The organism is Nitrososphaera sp. (assembly GCA_039938515.1).
Classification (GTDB): Archaea; Thermoproteota; Nitrososphaeria; order Nitrososphaerales; family Nitrososphaeraceae; genus Nitrososphaera.
Genome location: JBDUUL010000005.1, coordinates 1 through 21,347, shown reverse-complemented (window position 1 = coordinate 21,347; position 21,347 = coordinate 1). Strand labels below are relative to the sequence as shown.

The window sequence follows — 21,347 nt, the reverse complement described above, 5'->3', positions numbered from 1 at the left end:
CCTGCGGGGTTGCTAGTTATCTGAAACGGGCATGTAATAAGGCATGAAGCACCCTGGGGGGAGGGGGGCCACGGATTTAATTGTCAAAACATCAACAGGCTAGTTCAGCGAGTGTCTTGCGCCTGCAGAACCGGAAGCCTCACCTTCGTGAAATTTTTGCACTATATACGAGTTTATCGCCGGTTGATCTTGTGCGTTGGGAGGTGAGCCGGCCGTGCCCGTTAGCGAACTTAGCAGGGACTGATCCGCCGATGTGGTGTTATCCGCCGTTGCCGAAAGGACTGCTGAATCAGATGCAATTGCCTGAGAGACCGTGTCCTCTCCAGCAGCGCCTTGACCGAGTCCTTGAGTAAACTTTTCCTGGACGTACTGCTTCACCTGTCCTTGGTCGAACCGGTTTGGAAGGCTGCCATCAGGCTTGTCCGTCAAAGAGGAAGTTGCAGCGCTTGCTCCAATTGAACTAAAGTAGCTGACCGAATCCTGAAGGAGCGTGCCGGGGTGGTCTCGTCCTACGTAGGCTATGGCCATTATGGCGATTGCCAGAATCATGACACCGAGGTACCTCGGCATCTACTCATTTACCTCCGAAAGAACGCTCCCGGAAATAAAACCGACAAGAGCCATTGTAATCAAAGTAATTCATGGAATGAATTGTATTAAGCGGCGCGTACGTCTATTATGCATACTAGGAATCTTACAAACTACTATCGCCTTGATGCTGCTGGATTTCACCTAATACCGCTTCTGCTGCCGAGATTGTTTTTTCTTTTAAACTCCTACTGCAGCAGGCGCGATTGCCCTTTGGAATTATGCGTATGCGGTCAAAACCACAATAATGCGAGACAACTTGCCAACGAAAAACCTAGGCTGGCGATATCGCAAAAGCCACCAGATCGCCCTTCGACCTTGACAAGAGCCCTGTCAGTTTTGCCTGAAATCCGTATTTCTTGTTCCGGCCCCTGACCGCAATCTCCAATTCTTCGGCATTGCACAGTGCGGCAGTACCATTTCTCCATTCGCCCTTTGGCTGTCCCCTTGAACCGCATGGCATGAACCGCACATTGCTGTTATTTCTCAGGCGCTTTATTTTCCCGGTGTCCGACCTTGTTACGACGAAAATTCTGCCTCCTTCAACGGTAAACCAAACGGGTGTCGAAACAGCCCTGCCGCTTTTCCGGTAAGTCTCGACGTTGAGGTACTTTTGGCCTGCAAGATCTGATATGCTGTCGGACGTCATCAAGCAACATTGGGGAGGACACAAATAAAGCGTATCGCCTCAGTCTGACCGAACCTCTTTCGGGATTCTATAGCGCAGAAACATAAATAATTTCGAATGGTAGCTAGGAAAGGATGTTCCATGGCAAATACTGTCACGGTCCTCCTGTCAGCCGTGCTCGTGATTTCAGTTATCGCCAATGCGCTTCTTTACCAGCAGGCACAGAGCCTCGCACAGCTAGTGACAAAGACTCATGCAGATAACGATAACCTTCGAAAGCAGATAGCAAGTTCGGCTTCGGCTAACGAGACTGTTATCAAAGCCGCGAACGCTTCAGCACCCTCAGTTACAGTGACGCCACCTGTAAAGGGTGCCGGGATAACTGGCCAGCACCAGTCCATTACTGCTGTGGCTGTAAAGACCATACCTGTGACCGACGGTTTCTTCCAATCAGTGCAGTACCAGGGGACCGTGATGGAGATAGTAGTTGACATTAAGGACGGAGGTGAAGGAAGGGTGCTTGTAAATACTGCAGTGCCAACCGGGGTTGATTTTCAGTCGTCGGCGAAGACCGCGGTAAAGGTTGCCCAGTCGATTACAGGAACAGACCTGTCAAACCGCGACATTATTTTTTCTATCAGTTCGAGAGGAAACGCTGCGGACTTGCAGTCGGTTGATGGAGGCAGCGCGGGGGGCGCAATGACTGTCTTGCTTGCCTCGGAGCTCCAGAACAAGTCAATCAGCCGAGACGTGCTCATGACCGGAACAATAAATCCTGACGGCTCAATCGGGCAGATCGGAGGGGTGGAACAAAAGGCCGAAGCTGCAGGGCAGTACGGCGCCAAAATATTCCTTGTTCCCCCCGGCCAGTCATCGTACCCTGCGGAGACATGCTCGCAAAGCCAGCAGGGACCAATAGTTTACCGAACCTGCCAGTCAGAACTGAAGCCGCTTTCTGACATTACGACTGCCAAGTACGGGATGAAGGTCGTTGAAGTCTCAAATATCCACGAGGCGTTGTCATATTTTCAAAAATAGTACCGTGCTCAGAAGTTGCCTACTTCGCTTTGCGGGAAAGGCCGCGTGCTTCAGCTAGACGAGTCCTTCCTTTGATGCTGGAAGTTCGTCCCTCCGCCGGGATTGTTTCCCGTGTGCATGTCCGTCGATATCTCCTGGACATTGGTGTCTTTATCACGGCTGTCCCTTTCAGGGTCATCAGTTCCGATCTGCCTGCCAAGCCCCCTGTTTGGCATCTTGCCGACTCCAGGATTTGTTCCCATTGCACTAATTCATTGGCGTCTATCGGATATTCACGCGCAATTCACTAGGTCTATGCCGTGTCAGAACGGGGACTTGCTTCCGCTGCAGTCTGGCCCTTGATGAGGTGCCGCCTTATGCTGAGGGCCATGACGACCGATAGTACTGACACGAGGGCCGCTGCCAGGAATATAATTGTGTACGAACCCATGGACGGGTACCTTCCAGCGTGGCCGGCCACTGTTGTCAGGTTCAACTGCATAACCACTCCAGCAATTGCCGGCCCGACAGCACTACCCAGTATTCTCAAGACTGTTGTCATTCCTACCGAGGTCACCATTTTCTGAAACGGCGTTGCGAGCAGGATTATATTCATGAGTCCAACGCTTCCAAGCGAGATGCCCGTGGAAATGGTTGCAAGAGCCGCAGACACCATCCACGGTTGAGAGTGAAATGCTGTGAGCATGAAAAACCCACCTGCATTGATGGCATATCCGAGCACTGTAGGCCGAATGGAACCAAGCCTTGACACGATAAACCCGGACGTTGGCCCGAAAATCAAAAGTATTAACGCAAATGGCAGCTGAATTTGACCTGCCCCGATTATGTTCACGCCAAAGCCTGCCGGTGGCGGGCTTTCAGCAAGTATGGGTATCGTTTGAAACACCATGAACATCGAGAACCCCAGGATGAGGATCAGGATATTTGAAAACAATAACACCCTGTTGCGCAACAGTCCCAGGTCTATGAGCGGATTTGCCGCCCGCTTCTCATTCCGCAGGAACAGGGCAACGGACACAATACAGGCCAGCGCAAACGCAGCCAGTTCCGCCGAATTGTTCGACGAACTTATGGTGGTCGACCCGGTCGTCTGGGTCTGAGTGGTTTCAATGAGGGTCAGTGTTATCAGGAAGGTCGAGATGGCAATGGCAAGCAGTCCTGCGCCAATGATGTCAAGCGTCCTGCGAGGTTTCGGAGCACCCAGGCCTGTCTTCCCAGCGAGTCCCGAACGCTGGTCGCTTCCTTGATGACCTGCCGCGAAGTTGCTGGCCGCGGGAGGCTCCGCAGCGCCTCCCTGTCTTGAGGCTGGGCTGAACTTGGCAGCAGCCCAGTCAGAGTGAACCTCGCCAATCTTTGTAAACCTCCAAACAAGAAATGGCAGCAGTATGGTGATGGGGATAATGGAAAGAAAAGTCATCCTCCAGCCGGAGCCCGAGGCAATTGCGGCACCTACAACAAGGCCGACGATGGCACCGCTGGCAAACATGGATGTAATGATGCCCTGGCCAATGGCGAGCTTGCTTTTTGGGAACTGCTCCCTTATGATCGAAAATGCAATTGGAAACATGGACATGCCGACTCCCTGAAGTCCTCTTGCTAAGATAAACACGTAGAGGTCCTGCGAGAACCCTCCGATAAGGACGCCGAGGAAATAGATTCCCATTACGGACAGCAGAATTTTCTTTTTTCCATGCATTTCGGCCAGGCTGCTTACTATCGGAGTCATTACTGCGCCTACGATCAGATAGGTAGTCAGGATCCACGGAGAAACGCTGTATGGCAGATTGAATTCTTTGATAATATTGGGGAGCGAAGGAACCAGCATAGTCTCAGTATACATTATCATGGTCGCGATTGAGCTCAGAATAGCCAGGGTTTTCCAGGCGGAAAGCGGTACCTTTTCAGATGTCGCGGGAGGCCTGGCACTGTCTGGATGTCCGCCTGCGTCGCGTCCGCCATGCCTTGACTCCTCCTTTCGAGCGCGAGAGTCTTCAGATTCCATTTTCTATCGCGCTGCCCTTATCTTATGCCTGCCGGGAGCATGATTCGCCGCTGCTGCCCTTCGGCCGGACTTGGCTATGGCGTCAGTCTTTTGCGAGGCGTCGGCTGACCACCTTTCGTCGCCGATATGCTGGACGACGTTTTCGCGCATCTTTTTCAAAACACTAAGCGTGGTCTTGATGGCGCTATCATTTATTCCCCTGTGGGAAATTAACTCGATGCTTCTGCCACACTCTATGATGGATGTCAATACTGCCTTTGAGGGCGCCCTGAGAAAGACGAACTTTGTCCTCCTGTCCATCGGATCGGGCTTGCGCTCGACGAGGCCGGACTCCTCAAGTTTGTCTATAATCGGCACAAGGGTCGGCGCCTCGATACCGAGCTTGTCAGCTATCTCGGCCTGGCTCATCCCGTTTCTCACAACATAAAGGCAGGCAAGCACTCTTGACTGGCCGATAGTCATGTTGCACCGCCGGCGCAGTTCGATATCCATCGCTCGCTCGATGGCTTTGGATGTCATGCGAACGACAAACGTGCTGCTGTCGTAGAATTGGCCTGTCTGCATAACTTTGATGCCTAACCATTAGCAGGCTAACTAATTAAGTCTACCCCCGGTTCAAGCGTGTTTAGCCGGACCCTTGTTTCAAGAGCTGCTGGCTGACGACTCCAGAAGCCGCGAGTTCCGAACCGATACCATATCCGACCAAGGCAATTCCTGTACCCAGGCCTGCCATCTCGATGCCCCCGATGACCCAGTTCTTTCTTGCTATCCTGGCCTTGAGTGCGCCTATTACAAACGAGGATGAGAGGCTCAGGGAAATGGCGATTCCAAGTGACACAAACCCGCTTCCAAGGATAAAGTACGGGATAATCGGCAAGATGCCTCCGAGGAGGAACGCGCCGAACATTACCAAAGCGCCTCTGATAGGATTGCCGAGGATGTCAAGGTTCAGGCCAAGCTCCTCAGTGAGCATGGTCTTGAGCCAGACTTTTTTGTCCGAAGTAATTCTGTTTACGACCATCTCGAGTTCTTTTCCCTCAAAACCCTTTGCCCTGTAAATCTCCTCGATCTCGGCACGCTCTTTGTCCGGAATAGTCTCGATTTCCTGTTCCTCGCGCTTTATCTCTGCCTGCAGAATCTCTCTCTGAGACTTTACGGCAAGGTAATTCTGGACAGCCATTGCCTTGGCGCCGGTAAACATGCCGACAAGGGCGGCGAGTATTACAATGCTTGCAGACACATCAGCTCCGCCGACGCCAGCGGTTATTCCCAGAGAAGTATTGACACCGTCTCCAAATCCAAACACAAGGTCTCTGATGTAGTTACTCTCCTTGATGTGAGGTTCAACATGGTAACTAACATCTCCCTGCGCTGAACCTGTTGCACTGTCTTGCTTCCCCGTGCTTTCTTTTGCTGGCGATGTCATTTGACTGGCGCTCCTGCTAGGTAAGGGGTATAAGAGTATAAAGATGCTGAGAAAATCGAGTAACAGGTACGCTGATACAAGGTTTTCGGACGCCGGGAGATGTGTGAAGTAACTTAGTTACTTCCCTTTGGTAATCAATACTTAATATAGCTTCTAGGGTTTCAGTCAACAATGACGGTAGTAACGACTGTCGGCGACGCTAGCGTGAATGCAAGGTTTGCCCTCACCCATGTGTGCATTTCATGTTCGCTGATCGCGGAGGTAGTTTAGAATGGATAAGTTTGACGCCGTGAGCCCAACTGCAAATGATGCCATGCCTGGCAATACCTTTTCGTCGTCAGGAAATGACATCGCGCTCCAGGCCATACACCTTACCAAGATTTTCAATTCGGCGGCAGGGCGAGTTGTGGCTCTGAACGACGTGAACTTTTCAATCCGGAAAGGCGAATTCGTTTCGATTGTCGGGCCATCCGGTAGCGGCAAGTCGACCCTGCTGAACCTGATTGGGGCGCTGGATCGGCCGACTTCTGGAAAAGTCATAATCAATGGCGTTGACATTTTCTCGCTTGACGATCAGGAAATAGCTGCGATGAGAAACAAGCTCATTGGTTTTATCTTCCAATCATACAATCTCATAAACAGGACGACAGTTTTGAGAAACGTCGAGCTACCGTCAATGATTGCCATGACAGACCGCGACGAGCGCCGGAAGCGGGCTCTCAAACTACTTTCGATACTTGGCATTGAGGACAAGGCCAACTATCGCCCGACAAACCTCTCTGGAGGTCAGCAGCAAAGGGTAGCAATTGCGAGGTCGCTTATGAATAACCCTGCCATGCTCTTGGCAGACGAGCCAACAGGAAACCTCGACACAAAGACCGGTAACGAGGTGTTTGCGCTGATGCAGATGCTGACTCGCAAGTACCGCCGGACCATTGTCATGGTCACTCACAATCCTGAGCTCGCAGAAGCAACTGACCGGGCAATTTACATCCGCGATGGCAGAGTCGAAAAGGAGGTAACTCAGTAAGTTGGCAAAACTCAACAATTCAGCAGTTGCCCTGGGATTGATGCTGGTGGCATTACTCGTTGGTTCGCTGGTACCCTCGATTTCTTATGCCAGTGCTCAGTCCCAAGGATCCCAGACGGTAAGTTCACAGACTTCGGATAACAACCAGAGGGCGCCAACGCAGAACGAGATTCTAAAGACGGCGTTGAGCGGCCCAGTATTTTTAAATGCTTACTGGGTTGACCAGTCTGCGTCTCAGGGTAGCTCGTCCTCTTCGAGTTCCAGTTCCAGCAGCACTTCGACTACATCAACTGTAAACAGAAAGCAAGTTGGGCCCGGCGACGGCGCAGCCACTCTTGCCGTAGTCCTTGTTGACAGGGGTCTTTCCGACATTACGGCAATACAGGGCCATCTGACTTTGCCCTATGGCTTTATGCCTAATGGCGCAAGGTTCGGCCCGAATGTCGCAGACGCGACCTTCAACACCCTGGTTACTGCTGGCAACACGTTCACGCTGTACTTCGACGTTAATGTTACCAATAAAACAAGCGTAGGTGCCTATGTTGGCAGCCTCGATGTTCAATACTCGCAGGTATTGTCCGTAGGAAGTGATTTTCACAACCAAATTGACGTGCCTTTCCAGCTATCAGGTAGAGTAATACTCGATACGGCCGCGCTGACTCACAACCTGACTCCTGGCGTCGCAAATGACGTAAACTTTCAGATTATCAACAGGGGGAGTGCACCGGCGACAGGCGTGGTTGTCTCTATTACCGGCATTTCCACTAGCGGCACGTCATCGTCAGGAGGCAGCAGCGTCAACATCAATGGCGGCAATGATGTCAGGGTGACTAACTTTGGCGCAAGGACTTTTAGCGTTGGCACCATCGCTCCAAGGTCAAATACTACGCTGACTGCCAGCCTTTTCCCAAGCAACACTGCGGGCTCATCTACCACGAGCGTAACTCTCCAGGTGACCTACAACGACCCGTATGGCAACACGCAGACTCTGAATCCTTCTCTGTCCCTTTTTGTCTTGCCGAGCGCACCTTCGCTTATTAGCGTCGTGGGAGGGACAAACGGCAATGTGTCGGACAACAGGGTGGTTGCCGGCAGCGTCTCCAACTTTACTCTGGTCGTTTCCAACAGGGGTTCAAGCCCTATTACTAATGCGGTTGTATCCCTTTCATCAGGCTCCAGCAGCGTCCAAATCCTTGGCGAAACCAAGTGGACCGTCGACTCGATAGGCGCCCAGTCAAATGCAGCGCTCTCGACCCGTATCTACGCTTCGCCATCGCTGATAGGCACGCCCGTCAACTTCTCGGTTACTATTGACTACCTGACAAGTGGGCAGTCAAAGACAGAACAGTATACAATCGGAACCTATGTCGACGGTGACATCAATCTGTCAACCTATGGCCTGGCCCTTACTTACGTTGGGGCCGCGCCCTCCATTGGCGGAGGGGGAGGAGGATTTGGCGGCGGAGGCAATACAAATGCGGCAGGCGGAGGCGCAGGAACCCCTACGCTTACCGGGAATATACTGAACAAGGGTAACACTGTAGCGCTCTTTACCACCGTTCAGCTACTCCAGGTTCAGGATCTGAACGGGACCAGCCTCGGCGGAAGATTTAGGCAAGGCGGATTCGGCGCAGGAACAGGTCAGGCGGGACAGCAGGGCTCGTTTGGCGCAGGACAGGACCAACAGCCGCCCTTTGGACAGCAGGGAAGAGCATTCGGCGGGCAGAACTCTACACAGGCGCCGGGCGGGAGAGGTTTTGGCGGAGGACGAGGGTCTCAGGCGCTCCAGCCACAGTACCTCGGTGACGTGACTGCCGATTCGCCCATGCCATTTAGCATAACACTGGATAACCTTCGCAATACGACGGCGGCACCGCTCCGTGTTACGCTGTTAATAACATACAGCGACGGTCTGAGAAACCCCCACCAGATGACCGTGACACAGGTGGTATTTCCGCAGTCAAGCGGCCTGGAATTTCGCAACAGAGGCGCCGCCGGACCATTTGCGTTCTTTGGTCCATATAGCGACTACGCCATCCCGATAATCATTGGGATTATCGCCGTCATTGCCGCAGTCATTGCATTTGTCGTCATAAGGAGAAGAAAGGCAAAAGCCCGGCGACTCAGGGCAGCTGCGAACAGCACTGGAGGCGAGGGAAACATCGAAGACATCCTTCAGGAACCCGGCTCGGAGAAAGGCTCTTCGACAAGAAAGGATAGCAGGCTCAAGTGATCCGCTAAATGAAAATCGGCGAAATCTATCTCCTGGCGTTTGAGGCACTGAAGGACCGGAAAATCAGGTCAGTACTTACGATATTGATGGTCGTAGTCGGAAGCTCGCTCATGGTCGCACTAAACGGCCTGACCGCCGGCTTCTCCACGTTCATCCAGAAGCAGTTCAGCAGCCTAGCGACCAACGTGCTCACGCTATCAACATCCCAGCGCACCTTCTTTGGCGGCGGGGGCTTTGGAGGCGGCGGGGGTGGAGGAGGTCCTCGGCCCGCAGAGACCCAGTCGACTACCGTCGCGCCCATAGTGTTCAACTCTGCAGTAATTTCAAAGTTGAAATCGCTGCCGCTGGTGAGCGATGTCATCGGGGTTTACCAAGGAGGCGTCACGATTGAATCGCAGGGCTCATCATACTCGGCCAGGGTGTTCTCTGCGGATTTCTCGCAATTACTTGAAGTCGCGCCTACCGCGCAAATGGCGCAGGGTACGCTCCCGACGCTAAACGACGCGACCGCGGTTTATGTCGGCGATTCTGTGGCAAACCCGTCCGGCCAACCCTCGTTTATTTCAGTAGGTCAGACCGTACAGCTTACAAGCACCTATTCCGACCCAGTTACGCGCAAGTCAAGCACAGAAACCAAGTCATTCGTTGTACGTGGGGTCTTTGCTGTAACCGGCAACTTTAACATTGACAATGCAGTGGTCATTTCTCCCGAGGCTGCAAATGCACTCATGCACAAGAGTAACAAGTATGACGAAATCCTGCTCGTGACAAACACTGCAGACGACGTCCAGACCGTGCAGGGCGAGGTGACCCAAATCTACGGAAACCACATCGGAGTAACGTCAAACCAGGCACTGCTTCAATCAAGGCAGGCCTTTTCCTCGGGCTTCAGCTCATTTGTCCAGGCCATCGCCCTTGTATCGCTGGTTGTAGGCGCGGTCGGAATCATTACCACGCTTTACACGTCGGTGACTGAGCGCATCAGGGAAATTGGCACAATAAAGGCAATCGGTGCGTTCAACAGAGACATACTCCTATTGTTTCTGGCAGAGGCGACGATCATCGGTTTTGCAGGAGCTTCGCTTGGTGTAGCGATAGGAGTGGTAACAGGCTATGTCTTGACGAATGTCTTCAAAGTCAGCATTACCGGAAATGCAGGCCTGTCGCAGCCGGCCGTTTTCCTGGCGGGAGACCTGCTGTATGTCTGGACTCTGTCTGTGACGCTGAGCTTGCTCGCAGGGATTTATCCTGCATGGAAGGCTTCAAGGCTCGATCCAATCGTTGCACTGCGAAGGGATTAACAACAGGATGAAAAGTTTTAGAACCCCGGGTGGCGGAGTCTTGGCCCCCGCCCCGGAGATGTGACGTCAGTACATGAGGGATAGTTACTAGGCTTTAGCCAGGTTTAGTTAATTGGCATTATGGTGTTATCAGAGGGAATAGTCAGCTAGACGTTAATTACAGCTCCAACTTACACCATGCACCCTAGGAGCTGATATTTATTCAACGTCCCTACACTTCGATTGTTCCGGTAGACATTGTATCGACAAAGAATCAGATCAGGCAAGCTAAAGTCGGTCGGCTACGACTTTGGCCGCAAGATTCTGGAAGTGGAGCTGCATAGGGGCGACATCTACCAGTTCTTTGAAGTACCTCAAAGCATGTACTATACGCTGATGGCGGCAGAATCAAAGAACACCTATTTCGACTTTTTCATTTACAGAAAATTCCCGATGAGAAGGCTCTAGCATCTCCTAGAGATCAGCTCGGGACTGAATCCCTGTGGACAATTACGTTTGTTGTAACCATGCCTGTGTTTGGCGCCAGCATGACGTCGCCATTGTCCATGATAATTTTGCAATACAGGAGGTCGACGCTGCTCAGAATACCCCACTGGTTGAAAGCATTCACCCGGTCTCCGACCCGAAACGGCCTGGCAATTACCAGGTACATCCCAGCAATCAGGTTTCCGATTAGATTCTGCGCTGCAAAGCCGACCACGATTCCCGTTACTGTACTCAGCGAAATGGCGACAACGGGATCCTGGCTGAGATACGAGATGACTATGGCGATAATTATGATAGCGCCAAGAATCCTGTTGAGGCTCCTTACGGTCTTTGCAGTCTGCTCTGACTGGCGTGAAGCTATCTTGAAGGCGGCGGTGCTGAGCACGCTTACCGCAAAATATCCAACGACGATTATAGCCGCAATCTGTATGTACCTCGCGTATTGCGGGTCTATTGTAAAGAAGGCCACAATGCGCCCGCTTGCAGCAAGGAATGCGCCGAGGGCGATGCCCAGAATGATCAGCTTCTTCGCCGCTTCTGCCAAGGCCTTGTGTCGCGTCCGCCTGTCGTGATGACTGTCCGCCCTCGAGTGATGTTTATGCGAGTTTCCCTTGTCTGCGCTGATATCGTCAGGGTGCTCCAATTGCTGTCCTATGAAATCAGAGTGAATAAATCTCTACCCTGAATATTCCGTCAGTCAAGGACCGCATCTGCTTTTATTGCATTGCTAACTTTTTCCTCTTTCTTAAATCGCGACAAATCCCTGATGAAGAGCCTTATCTGAAAAGCGGCAGAATTACAAGTACAGTGGATCTGCCAACGCACTTTGCATTCGGCTTTGCCGCCGGCCTCGTGTTTACCGACAACACACAGATTGCCTTCCTGGTGGCGCTTGGCTCGCTCATTCCGGATCTCGACAGGGAGTACTGGTTCATACCCCGGCGGATATTTTCCGACGACCAGCTCCACAGGGCTGCTTTTCATAACGTGTTCATGATGGCGTTAATTTACGTGGTCAGCCCCTATCTCTCGCTTGGAATTTTTTTGCACATTCTGGCCGACTCATTTACCACAGTCAAGGACAGGGGTGTAGAGTGGTTCTTCCCTGCGAGCAGGCTTGCGAAGCGCGGCAGGTTCAATTGCACGGGCGAGGAGCAGCCCATAGAAAAGGGCCGGCGAGTCTATTATTATCAGGAAGATCCGCCGGGGCTTGTGAAAAAAGCCGACCCCGACCTGCAGGACCAGCACGAATGCAATCCGCTACCGTGGAGGCGCGTTTACGGGTTTGGCGTCAACGGCCAGATTCTTGATAGGATATTTCTCGCAGTATCCGTGGGGACCGTGATTATCTGGTACTTTGCGCCGGGGAACCTGCCGCATTTCTTCCATTACGTCCAATCGCCGCCGCTAAATTATCTTGGGGTCAGCGTAGGGATCGCCGCCGTGCTCTGCCTGTTCTTTTCAGGCGAGATTGCAAGGCATGCTTTTAAGCCCAGCACGCAGAGAAGGTTCAGGCGGGCCAAGTACCCTTTCTTTGCTATCGGAATAGTCCTCCTAGTAGTCTCGGTAATGCTCAGCGCCCAAGCAATTCTGGCAAACGTTTCAAGGCTCTTCTCAAATCCAATTCCTGTTATCCTCTTTGCGGTGATGGTTCCCGCATCGGTGATTATGGTAGTAAAGCTGAAGACGAGACACGGCAGGACGGGGATGATATAAGCCCGAACATTGTACTAGTTTTACATACCATTAGACTTATCTTTCCAGATGAGAACCCCAAATCTCCAGCCCGGGGCCAGGCTGAGCGTCACTGTCACTATATGCGATTGCCAACTGTTTCGCCCGGTTCATCAACGCTCCCCTGGCCTCTTTGCTCTTCGACCCGCTGTGGGTTGTGTTATTCAGCGGTCTGACTATGAAATTGCCCCGTTAATATATAGATGGAGCGCACGTAAAACCATCGTCTAATGGCAAAAGATCCTGTCTGCGGAATGTTTGTTGAAGAAAAGCCGGATACCATACGGCACTCCGTAGGCGGACAGGAATACTTTTTCTGCGCCACCCAGTGCCTTCACGAGTTCACCGCGCCCGAGAGGGAACTCCGGAGCCTCAAGCTGCGCGTCGCCGCGAGCATTTCACTTGCCATTCCTATTATCCTGCTATCCTATTTCACGCTGCTGCCTCAGGCAATCAACAACTATGTGCTTCTAGCTCTGACAATCCCCGTCCAGTTCTGGGCTGGACTGAGGTTTTACAGGGGCACTTGGGACGCCCTGAAGGCGAGATCCTCAAACATGGATACGCTGATAGCCGTCGGCACTTCCGTTGCATTTTTCTACAGTGCCGCTGCAACAATCGCCCCGGCAATCTTTACTTCAGACCATGTTTACTTTGAAACTTCGGCCATTATCATAACCCTGATTCTCGTAGGGAGGCTGATAGAGACGAGAACAAAGGAACGTGCATCGTATGCGGTGAGAAAGCTACTAGAGATGCAGCCGACGATGGCCAGGGTAGAAAGAGAAGGCCAGGGGCATGAACTGCCGGTCGAGGAAGTCGCGGAAAATGACGTTTGCTTGGTCCGGCCGGGTGAAAGGATCCCGACTGACGGGGTCGTAGTAAGCGGCCATTCCTGGGTCGACGAGTCGGCAATGACCGGCGAGTCCGCTCCCGTAGAAAAGCTGGCAGGATCTGAGGTCATGGGCTCTACCATAAACAAGTTCGGCCTCTTGCGAATAAGGGCCACAAAGATTGGTCAGGACACCGTGCTGTCCCAGATTATCGATCTTGTCCAGCAGGCTAGGGTCGGCAGGGCTCCAATGCAGCGCATGGCAGACGAAATAGCCAAGTATTTCGTACCGGCGATTGCATCCATCGCAACTGTGGCCGCCCTTGCATGGTACTTTATCGGAGGGATCGGCCTGGCTCATTCCCTTCTGGTATTCGTGTCCGTGATAGTCATCGCCTGCCCATGCGCTCTTGGAATCGCAACTCCTGCCGCACTTATGATAGGAGCGGCCAAGGGCGCAGAAAACGGGATATTATTCAAGGGAGGCGAGTACCTTGAAATTGCAAGAAAGGTCAAAGTCGCGGCCTTTGATAAGACAGGCACTCTTACGAGGGGCCGACCGCAGGTGACCGATGTCGTCCCTTTCCAGCCCTATAGTTCGCAGCAGCTTCTCAGGCTTGCAGCAGCCGTCGAATCTGCCTCGGAGCACCAGCTCGGACGTGCCATTGTGAGGGAAGCGGCAAACACTGGAGCCGGCGCCGAAAAGCCTGAATCATTCGAGGCGCTGCCCGGCCGTGGACTGACTGCAACCCTGGCCGGCAGCAAAGTAATAATCGGAAACCGGAGCGCGATCAGCGCGGCAGGCACCGCAGTTCCGGGCGAAATTGAGCAACAGATGCAGCGGCTCGAGGCAGAGGGCAAGACCGTTACTATCGTATCCGTTGACGGAAGATTGGCAGGAATTATTGCTCTTTCCGACCTGCCCGCAGAACACGCCCGAGAGGCACTCGCTGACCTGAACCGGCAGGGGATAGAAATAGTGATGCTCACCGGCGATAACGAGAGGACAGCGATGGCTGTGGCGTCTAAGCTTGGCATTCAAAAGGTTTTTGCCGGCCTCTTGCCCGCGCAGAAGGAGCAGATCATTGCAGACCTAAAGTCCGACGGAAAGGCGGTCGCAATGATTGGCGACGGCGTCAACGACGCGCCCGCACTCGCGCGGGCCGACCTTGGGATCGCAGTGGGCTCTGGAACTGACGTCGCCAAAGAGACGGGAGGGATAATACTGCTCAAAAGCGATCTTCGCGATGTAGTTACGGCATTTGAGCTGAGCGGCAAGACAGTGTCGAAAATCAGGCAGAATCTCTTCTGGGCGTTTGCGTATAACGTAGGCCTGGTTCCTATTGCTGCCGGAGCGCTTGTACCTTTTGCCGGCGCCGGAGTTTACGAGTGGCTTCCCTACCTTGCGGCAGGTGCGATGGCGCTCAGCTCTGTAACGGTTGTTGCAAACTCGCTCTTGTTGGGCAGATACAAACCGAAGCGGTATCTTCATTTCTCGGACGACGTTAAACCGCTTTCCCCGGCAAAGGCTGGCGACATGGCGCCGGAAGCCAATTCGCCAATCGGGTAAAGTGATAGCCTGACTTTTCAAGCTCCGATTTGAGCTGCTCCGGGTTCGTGACCGTTTCATCGTAATCAACGATAACAGAATCGGTGACAAGATCGATGTAAATTTCCCTGACAGCAACGTTGTCCTTGAGAGACTTTTCAATGACGCCCTTGCAGGACGTGCAATAGAGCCCGGCCACTTTGAACCGCGCCTTCAAGAACGAACGCCTCTAGCTAACGCAATCATGGCCTTACAGATATTCTCATTCCTCGGTAGTCGGACGTCGCTTTGAAGGCCTCGCTTATGGATTCAAGAGGAAATGTGTGCGTTACAAGTTTTGACAGGTCAACGTCTTTTCTTGATGCCAGTTCTACAGCAGTTCGGAAATGCGCCGGAGTGCTGCTAAACGTACCGGTGACTGTTACCTCGCTGTAGTGGACGAAATGCGGGTCAATGGCAGCGGAAGCGCCGCTAATGCCCGCGAAAATACTAATACACGCACCCTTTGCGGCTATTTTCCTTGCAAGCTCCAGCGCCGACGGGTCACTTGCAGCAACAAATACTACGTCATAGCCCTCATCGCCGCAGGGCTGCAAAATGTCAGAAATCGGGCTATCCACTACCGAATGCGTTTGGATCCCAAGTGACCGTCCAAACGCGATTCTGTTTGGAATTCTGCCTAAAACCACCACGGTCTTGGCGCCAAGCATCCGGCGGGTCAGCATGGCATGCATCATGCCCATCGGGCCGTCGCCAATAATGGCCACCGTATCGATCCTGCCCCGGGTCCTCATTGCAGCGACATTTGAAACACTATTTACGCAGCAGGCCAAAGGCTCAACAAGTGAGGCCTCTGAATCCGTCATGCTGTCCGGCGTAGGGACAAGCCCTCCAATACTAATAATCTCTTTTGGGATTGCGAGAAATTCGGAAAATCCGCCGTCGATTGAAGAACCAATCTCCTTCAAATTCGAACACAGGTTGTACCTTTCCATTTTGCAGTAGGAACAATGGAGACAGGGGGCGACCGGGTAGACCGCCACTCGTGTGCCTGACGTTATGGAATCGACATCGTGAATTGTCTCACCGCAAATTTCATGACCCAGAACGACAGGCGGGTTTACCTTTCTATGCCCGCTCTTGAGCACTCGAGCGTCGTATCCGCATACAGAACAACACCTGATCCTGAGCCGAGCACCCCGAGCAGAGGGGTCATGGAATTCCGGAAAATCGCGCTGCTCGACTGCAATGTCTCCCGGTCCGTAAAAGACCGCGGCTCGCGACTTTAGAGCTCCTAAGCGTGACATCGACCTGTAATGCAGCTCTTTAATAGTTTACATATATAGCCTATGCCGAGCGCGGACAGTATTTTTTTCAGAGCGAAAGTACCACCGAGAACGACTGAAACTCGCCTACGAGTCAGCGGGTTTAGGCTAACAATTTTTGGTACGACGGATTTCGGTTGACAAGACCCAAGTATTCTAACCCTAGAAGCAAGCTGCGCTCGGCAAAGGCTGCCTAGGTAAGCATCGAATGTACAATAACTGAAAGGATTGCAGTCTATTTATCATTAAAGGCGGCCCCGTCTGTAAAGTGGTTAACCATTGAATAAGGCGGCGAGCGGGAGTTCGAGATGGGCGTGCTTTCGGATAATTCATGCTCAAACATACAGCAGCCTTTAACTAACATTCTTGCGATCGTTCCATATGACCAAGGAGAACTCAGACAACACGGAAGCCATTAAGGACTACCTTGGTTTCCATGATCAGAAGGAATTCTGGAGAACGGTGAGGGAATATCTGCGATCGAAGGGCACTTTAAAAAAGTATGTTCGCTCAGGCAACTAGGCACAAACTTCTACCGTCCGATTGCCTTTCTTGGCTGTAAAACCCCTACCCAGAATAGTTTTCGAATAGCATTAAGTGGCATATCTGTAATGACACTGGAAAGGTGAATACTTGAATCGGAGAGAGTACATCGGCAATCTGAGAGGGGAGCTAGAATCTCTAGGTATTGCGGCCAAACATCTCAACGAGTTCAACGACCCGGATGAGCTTCGAGACCTGACAGACAACATTAAGCAGACCTATTATCAGGATTACAAAACTGCATGTGATGGCAAAGATTAAGACTCCATGACCTTTGGTCTCTCGACTAAGGATGAGTCCCTTGTAACCGGCTCTGCCTATATCCCGGTAAGCCAGCGAGCTTACGGAGTGATGCTGTTACGGTCCGGGTACCGAGTATACTCGCTCTGCCCATTCTGTGTTCTTTACACCATCAATTCTTCTAATCTGAGTAATTATGTCCATCATGCGTCTCGTATCGACGAAAATAGCAGTTGCCAGAACCTCTACCGCACCGAGATATGCACTTGCCTCCAGTACTCCGTCTATTTCCACGAGTTTGTTGCAAATAGCTGCAGGATCAGCGATATCTAGCGATACTATTATCAGAGCCTTCCTGAATCCAAGTGCGTAAAAGTTCGGCTCGTTGCCTGGCTTGACAAAGCCATCTTGGATTAATTTTCTTGTTCTTCTCTGAACAGTGCTAAGCGGCTTGCGAATCTCCCGTGCAATTGAAGCATTGTTATGGTGCGGCCGTACCATCAATGATAAAATCTCAAGGCCGAGCTTGTCGATTCCTAATTGCCGCTTCTTCGGGTCGATTTGAGTAATAAATGACCATTTCTTTTCGCTTACCACATGCTCCTTGTCAGCCTTTGGCATTAGGTTGACCAAAAACGTAACGAGTAGATAAAGAATGCTCAAGGATGGCATCCCTGCCTCTTGGTTGACAGCCAGGATGTATCGTGGGCGAGCAAAAGAAGCCATTAGTTTGGCCTTTCTTCAGGAGAACATCGAAAAAGTGCTTGAGCTCCAACAGTTGGTCCAAAGTTTCGGCGACCATCTCCCAGACACCTTATAGAGTGCCATTTATCAAGTCAGAACGCATACGCAGCATACTGAACAACTTTGGTACTAGCAATGACTCTTTGCGTCTTTTGATTTACTATCCGGTGTAATGCCGTGGCTTTTTAGGTGCTCGACTACTTCTGATGGTGACTTTGGCTTTACCATAAAGCATAACGATTTATCGCCCGGTACTGCCCATTTTGCGTCTTCTCTGTAATGCTCATATGCTGTCAGAAAGCAAATTCTAGCGCTAGGGTCTATGTCCCATATCTTGCGAGCAAGCTCAAAGCCGGAAATCTTTGGCATCCTTATGTCAAGGATAATGCCATCGTAACTCTTGGGCTCATAGTTTGCAAGGGCTTCTGATGGGTCAAGAAATGCTTCAACATGAAATCCTGAATTGGTCAGTGACCTTTCTAGCAGATACTTGATGTCCCGCTCGTCTTCTACAAGCAACAGTCTTGGGTTGCCCGGTTCGGTATATGACAATCCTTGCAGCGTACTCTAATTGTCGCTATATAAAACCCATTTTGTGTAAAGAAAAGGCGGCCAAGTTTGCTTTAAGGAAACAAAATAGGAAAATGGCCGGCTGCAAAACGTTGGTCAGAAGCCTAATGCTGATGTGATCGTGGCCTGAGGGGATAAAATCGCTTTCTTATTGCAAGCATTTTTTCAGCGCGGCAGGGTAGTATTACATGTCTATCCAAAGTGTCAGCATTGAAGAGCCTGTCTCACCCTACTGCAAATCTGTGGCAGTTTTGCTGGCTTGCGTATAATGTCGTCATAAATTATGACGGGCAGATGGACTCTGGCTTCATGCATTAATACCTCGATAGCCGTCATTATTATCACCTTGACACTTGGGTTTATCTTTTGCATAGTAGCCGCAAGCTCAAAGCCATTCATGCCCGGCATACGGATGTCAGTTATTACGAGTGCATACTTGCTGGCATGGGCTTTGTAATCTTCAAGCGCCGCAAGTGGGTCGGTAAAGCCAATGGCATCAAAGCCGTTTTTCTTAAGATGTTTTGCTACCAGATCTACAATATCCTTCTCATCGTCTACGACCATTAGCTTTGCATCTACAGCGTGTGCTGAGGTCAAAACTAGCAATGGTTTGTCCACATCCTTATTATTTATTTCAGGATCTGGCAATGGTAGAGGCGCTCGGCGCGGCCAGTTGGCTTATGCTATTCTCAAGGGTGCAATAGTTAGAGTTTGTTAGCGAAAACAGCTTGACATCTAGAGCTTAGTTCATTTGGCTTGGTCGAAGGCCTTAATTTTCAATATTCGGCTTCAAACGAGATTGTGTTTGCCGTGTGCTGAAGATCAATCTTTATGCCTGTTTCCTCAAACGCAAAGCGAAATAGCTCGACAAAGTAGAGCGACCAACGCTCGCCCATGTCATGCTGCATGACGAACAGGTGCTTCTTTCTTGACTTGTCGTCTCCAATATGGTGCTTGAATGGAAAACCTCCCACTCTAATCCACGACTCGATGTACTCCATTACGGTGTCCGAAGTGTACCTGCTTTTCATCAAAAGGATTGTATCTTTGAGCTCGTTCTTTGCGATATACTCTGAGAGCTGGATTACTTCCTGCTGGCTCAATCTGTCCATGAGCCTGATCAGCAGAGACTTTTGCATCGGTATCATGCCACTTTTCGCGGCAAGGGAATGAAATTCAGAGTGTGAACGCAACACCTGCGTGACAAGGGTGTTGAGGCTTGTCCTCTTTTGCTCTGCCTCTTCCTTCAGGCTATCTAGCAATCGAGAATCCAGGCGAAATGTTCCAGTCCCCGAAGAACCCGGACTTTCCCTGTTGATGCTTCTTGTTTTGGAAGCCATCCGTCTAGTAATGGAAACGGTGTTTTATAAAGTGTTTGCTCTGCAAACTGATTCACACAAACCACACAATCGTAAGACAACGGCGAGTTTTCCATCGCGGCTAAACATTTGTTTCATCTACGCACAAAAAATTCCTAGTAGCTATATACTTGGAGCTCGCAACTTGAATGAATGATACAAGAACACCAGCAAAAGAAAGCCTTGGTAATGATAGTGGACGATGAGGAGGACTCGCTGAGTGTCTTTAGTACCAGCCTTAAAAGAGACGGGTATAATGTTCATGCTTTTTCCGATCCAGTGACGGCTCTTGAGCATTTTCGATATTCTCCGAATGAATGTCAGCTGATAATATCTGATGTTCGCATGCCCGGGCTCAGCGGATTTCAGCTGGCCAGGAAGGTCAAGGAGATAAATCCAAAGGTCAAGGTAGTTCTGACAAGTGCTTTCGAGATCAATCCATCGGAATTTGAATCTGTACTTCCTGACGTGCCAGTGGACGGATTTTTGGACAAGCCCCTCTCTCTGAAACAGCTGGCAGAAACTGTAGAGAAGCAGCTGGCGACGGAATAACCGATTCCTCGTTCATCTAGTGAAAAGGCAGCCATGATCCGGAGTTCAAGCGCTAACCGGTTCTGGGTAAGTGTAACCTGATCATCGAAAGTCAGTGTATTTGACAGTGAAAAAGTGGGTCATGAATCGCTATACTCATTATATACCAGTTTGCTCAAACGATGCCATTGCTAACTTAGGCTTTGTCGCCAAATGTCCATGCAAGCAGTGTGACCATGAGTCACGAATAGCATGTGTTGAGTCTGATTGCAATTGCTGCAACCTTGAATGCGCGTACTCACTGATAACAAGAAGAAGTTTTGAAGACGGAATGGCTGCCTAAAGTCTGAATCTTTTTTAAAGATAAATACTGCGAGTTGCTACTAAAAGGAATGCCTCGGTTACTTTGCCTTAGAGCAACTCTGGCGATTGGGCATGGCAGCAGCCGCTAGTCGAATATTACTTGTAGAAGACGAGAAAGACATCCTGTCGGTTTTTAAACGAGGCCTTGAATCAAAGGGGTTTAATGTTACGGTATTTAACAAACCGGAAGAGGCACTCGAGAACTATGACCCTGCAGACTACGACCTTGCACTTTTAGACATTAAGATGCCTGGAATGAACGGCTTTGAATTAGCACGAGCGCTGTGGAAAAAGAATCCAGGTTTGCAAATCTGCTTTCTCACAGCATTTGAAATCTATGAATCAGAAGCAAAGAAAACGCTCACCAACTTGAAGAACTTTTGTTTTTTGAAAAAGCCGATCGCCATTGAGGAGCGGACAAAGCATATTCGGACGCACTTGGCAAAGAGCTAGCCAAAGAACAAGAAATGGCCTTTTTGATGTCAGATTAGGAATCGTTAGGGAAGAGCAAAGCGCCTGAAGCGCTAACCCTCATTTCCTGATGGATAATACTTTGGCTGTCTTCAGAATCAAGTATCCATGCGGAGAAACGGATAAAGTAGTTGGCACGTCACAGCATCTATTAATCTAAACAAATTGAGTCCAAATTGGAACTATGTTCTATAACAGCTTTGCAAGCTGGTTAATAACTGAACAATTGTCTAACGCTTGTCGATTCTGAGCATGTCTGATAACAACAAGCAGGAGCTAAGACGTTTTCCAACTTGGAATCTTGAAGAGCATATCAAGTATCAGGACACGGCTACGCGAGAAAGACTAAAGCAGA

General features: G+C 50.9%; 24 protein-coding genes. 11 read left to right on the top strand and 13 right to left on the bottom strand.

What is annotated here, in order from left to right; all coding sequences use genetic code 11:
* Window positions 1-99: 99 nt before the first annotated feature.
* Entirely contained in the window at window positions 100-570 is a 471-nt protein-coding gene (locus tag ABI361_02915; GenBank protein ID MEO9319604.1) for a hypothetical protein, read from the bottom strand.
* A gap of 292 nt (window positions 571-862) precedes the next feature.
* Entirely contained in the window at window positions 863-1,237 is a 375-nt protein-coding gene (locus ABI361_02910; protein MEO9319603.1) for a PPOX class F420-dependent oxidoreductase, read from the bottom strand.
* Between the two features lie 96 nt (window positions 1,238-1,333).
* Here ABI361_02910 and ABI361_02905 point away from each other — a divergent pair, with 96 nt between their 5' ends.
* On the top strand, window positions 1,334-2,254 hold the full coding sequence (locus ABI361_02905; GenBank protein ID MEO9319602.1) for a S16 family serine protease: 921 nt from the start codon (window positions 1,334-1,336) through the stop codon (window positions 2,252-2,254).
* Between the two features lie 50 nt (window positions 2,255-2,304).
* Here the strand turns inward: ABI361_02905 and ABI361_02900 are convergent, their stop codons facing one another.
* The 4 genes from ABI361_02900 to ABI361_02885 all read right to left on the bottom strand — a co-directional run bounded on the left by ABI361_02900 (window position 2,305) and on the right by ABI361_02885 (window position 5,682).
* Window positions 2,305-2,496, bottom strand: coding sequence for a hypothetical protein (locus ABI361_02900; GenBank protein MEO9319601.1), 192 nt, complete (start codon window positions 2,494-2,496; stop codon window positions 2,305-2,307).
* A 50-nt stretch (window positions 2,497-2,546) separates the two neighbouring features.
* Window positions 2,547-4,256: an MFS transporter gene (locus ABI361_02895; protein ID MEO9319600.1), complete on the bottom strand. Its 1,710-nt coding sequence runs from the start codon at window positions 4,254-4,256 to the stop codon at window positions 2,547-2,549.
* 3 nt (window positions 4,257-4,259) lie between these two features.
* On the bottom strand, window positions 4,260-4,820 hold the full coding sequence (locus tag ABI361_02890; protein MEO9319599.1) for a MarR family transcriptional regulator: 561 nt from the start codon (window positions 4,818-4,820) through the stop codon (window positions 4,260-4,262).
* A 61-nt stretch (window positions 4,821-4,881) separates the two neighbouring features.
* The gene (locus ABI361_02885; GenBank protein MEO9319598.1) at window positions 4,882-5,682 is read right to left on the bottom strand and encodes a VIT1/CCC1 transporter family protein; all 801 of its coding nucleotides are present in this window, start codon (window positions 5,680-5,682) and stop codon (window positions 4,882-4,884) included.
* A gap of 271 nt (window positions 5,683-5,953) precedes the next feature.
* On the opposite strand from ABI361_02885, the gene ABI361_02880 reads away from it, so the two are divergent.
* The 4 genes from ABI361_02880 to ABI361_02865 all read left to right on the top strand — a co-directional run bounded on the left by ABI361_02880 (window position 5,954) and on the right by ABI361_02865 (window position 10,693).
* A complete protein-coding gene (locus tag ABI361_02880; GenBank protein ID MEO9319597.1) occupies window positions 5,954-6,712 on the top strand; it encodes an ABC transporter ATP-binding protein in 759 nt (252 codons plus the stop codon).
* Between the two features lies 1 nt (window position 6,713).
* Window positions 6,714-8,945, top strand: a complete 2,232-nt coding sequence (locus ABI361_02875; protein MEO9319596.1) for a hypothetical protein — start codon at window positions 6,714-6,716, stop codon at window positions 8,943-8,945.
* Window positions 8,946-8,953: 8 nt separating this feature from the next.
* Window positions 8,954-10,246, top strand: a complete 1,293-nt coding sequence (locus ABI361_02870) for an FtsX-like permease family protein (GenBank protein MEO9319595.1) — start codon at window positions 8,954-8,956, stop codon at window positions 10,244-10,246.
* Window positions 10,247-10,483: 237 nt separating this feature from the next.
* Window positions 10,484-10,693: a KTSC domain-containing protein gene (locus ABI361_02865; protein MEO9319594.1), complete on the top strand. Its 210-nt coding sequence runs from the start codon at window positions 10,484-10,486 to the stop codon at window positions 10,691-10,693.
* Window positions 10,694-10,706: 13 nt separating this feature from the next.
* Here the strand turns inward: ABI361_02865 and ABI361_02860 are convergent, their stop codons facing one another.
* Entirely contained in the window at window positions 10,707-11,375 is a 669-nt protein-coding gene (locus ABI361_02860) for a mechanosensitive ion channel family protein (GenBank protein MEO9319593.1), read from the bottom strand.
* Between the two features lie 164 nt (window positions 11,376-11,539).
* On the opposite strand from ABI361_02860, the gene ABI361_02855 reads away from it, so the two are divergent.
* Window positions 11,540-12,448, top strand: coding sequence for a metal-dependent hydrolase (locus ABI361_02855; protein ID MEO9319592.1), 909 nt, complete (start codon window positions 11,540-11,542; stop codon window positions 12,446-12,448).
* Between the two features lie 248 nt (window positions 12,449-12,696).
* Complete coding sequence (locus tag ABI361_02850; protein MEO9319591.1) at window positions 12,697-14,868, top strand: heavy metal translocating P-type ATPase; 2,172 nt, start codon at window positions 12,697-12,699, stop codon at window positions 14,866-14,868.
* On the opposite strand, the gene ABI361_02845 is transcribed toward ABI361_02850, so the two are convergent.
* Together ABI361_02845 and ABI361_02840 are read right to left on the bottom strand one after the other, a co-directional pair.
* Window positions 14,804-15,064, bottom strand: coding sequence for a heavy-metal-associated domain-containing protein (locus ABI361_02845; GenBank protein ID MEO9319590.1), 261 nt, complete (start codon window positions 15,062-15,064; stop codon window positions 14,804-14,806). The genes ABI361_02850 and ABI361_02845 overlap by 65 nt on opposite strands.
* 25 nt (window positions 15,065-15,089) lie before the next feature.
* Window positions 15,090-16,154: an alcohol dehydrogenase catalytic domain-containing protein gene (locus tag ABI361_02840; GenBank protein ID MEO9319589.1), complete on the bottom strand. Its 1,065-nt coding sequence runs from the start codon at window positions 16,152-16,154 to the stop codon at window positions 15,090-15,092.
* Between the two features lie 399 nt (window positions 16,155-16,553).
* On the opposite strand from ABI361_02840, the gene ABI361_02835 reads away from it, so the two are divergent.
* Both ABI361_02835 and ABI361_02830 read left to right on the top strand, forming a co-directional pair.
* A complete protein-coding gene (locus ABI361_02835) occupies window positions 16,554-16,694 on the top strand; it encodes a hypothetical protein (protein MEO9319588.1) in 141 nt (46 codons plus the stop codon).
* A 111-nt stretch (window positions 16,695-16,805) separates the two neighbouring features.
* Entirely contained in the window at window positions 16,806-16,976 is a 171-nt protein-coding gene (locus ABI361_02830; protein ID MEO9319587.1) for a hypothetical protein, read from the top strand.
* 96 nt (window positions 16,977-17,072) lie between these two features.
* Here the strand turns inward: ABI361_02830 and ABI361_02825 are convergent, their stop codons facing one another.
* The 4 genes from ABI361_02825 to ABI361_02810 all read right to left on the bottom strand — a co-directional run bounded on the left by ABI361_02825 (window position 17,073) and on the right by ABI361_02810 (window position 19,609).
* Window positions 17,073-17,576, bottom strand: a complete 504-nt coding sequence (locus ABI361_02825; protein ID MEO9319586.1) for an Lrp/AsnC family transcriptional regulator — start codon at window positions 17,574-17,576, stop codon at window positions 17,073-17,075.
* Window positions 17,577-17,828: 252 nt separating this feature from the next.
* Entirely contained in the window at window positions 17,829-18,251 is a 423-nt protein-coding gene (locus ABI361_02820; protein ID MEO9319585.1) for a response regulator, read from the bottom strand.
* 222 nt (window positions 18,252-18,473) lie between these two features.
* A complete protein-coding gene (locus ABI361_02815; protein MEO9319584.1) occupies window positions 18,474-18,866 on the bottom strand; it encodes a response regulator in 393 nt (130 codons plus the stop codon).
* A gap of 179 nt (window positions 18,867-19,045) precedes the next feature.
* Window positions 19,046-19,609 carry a hypothetical protein gene (locus ABI361_02810; GenBank protein MEO9319583.1) on the bottom strand — a complete coding sequence of 188 codons (564 nt, stop codon included), beginning with the start codon at window positions 19,607-19,609 and terminating at the stop codon, window positions 19,046-19,048.
* Between the two features lie 171 nt (window positions 19,610-19,780).
* Between ABI361_02810 and ABI361_02805 the strand changes: the two genes are divergently transcribed.
* On the top strand, window positions 19,781-20,179 hold the full coding sequence (locus tag ABI361_02805; GenBank protein ID MEO9319582.1) for a response regulator: 399 nt from the start codon (window positions 19,781-19,783) through the stop codon (window positions 20,177-20,179).
* 414 nt (window positions 20,180-20,593) lie between these two features.
* Entirely contained in the window at window positions 20,594-20,974 is a 381-nt protein-coding gene (locus ABI361_02800) for a response regulator (GenBank protein ID MEO9319581.1), read from the top strand.
* The last annotated feature ends 373 nt before the right edge of the window (window positions 20,975-21,347 follow it).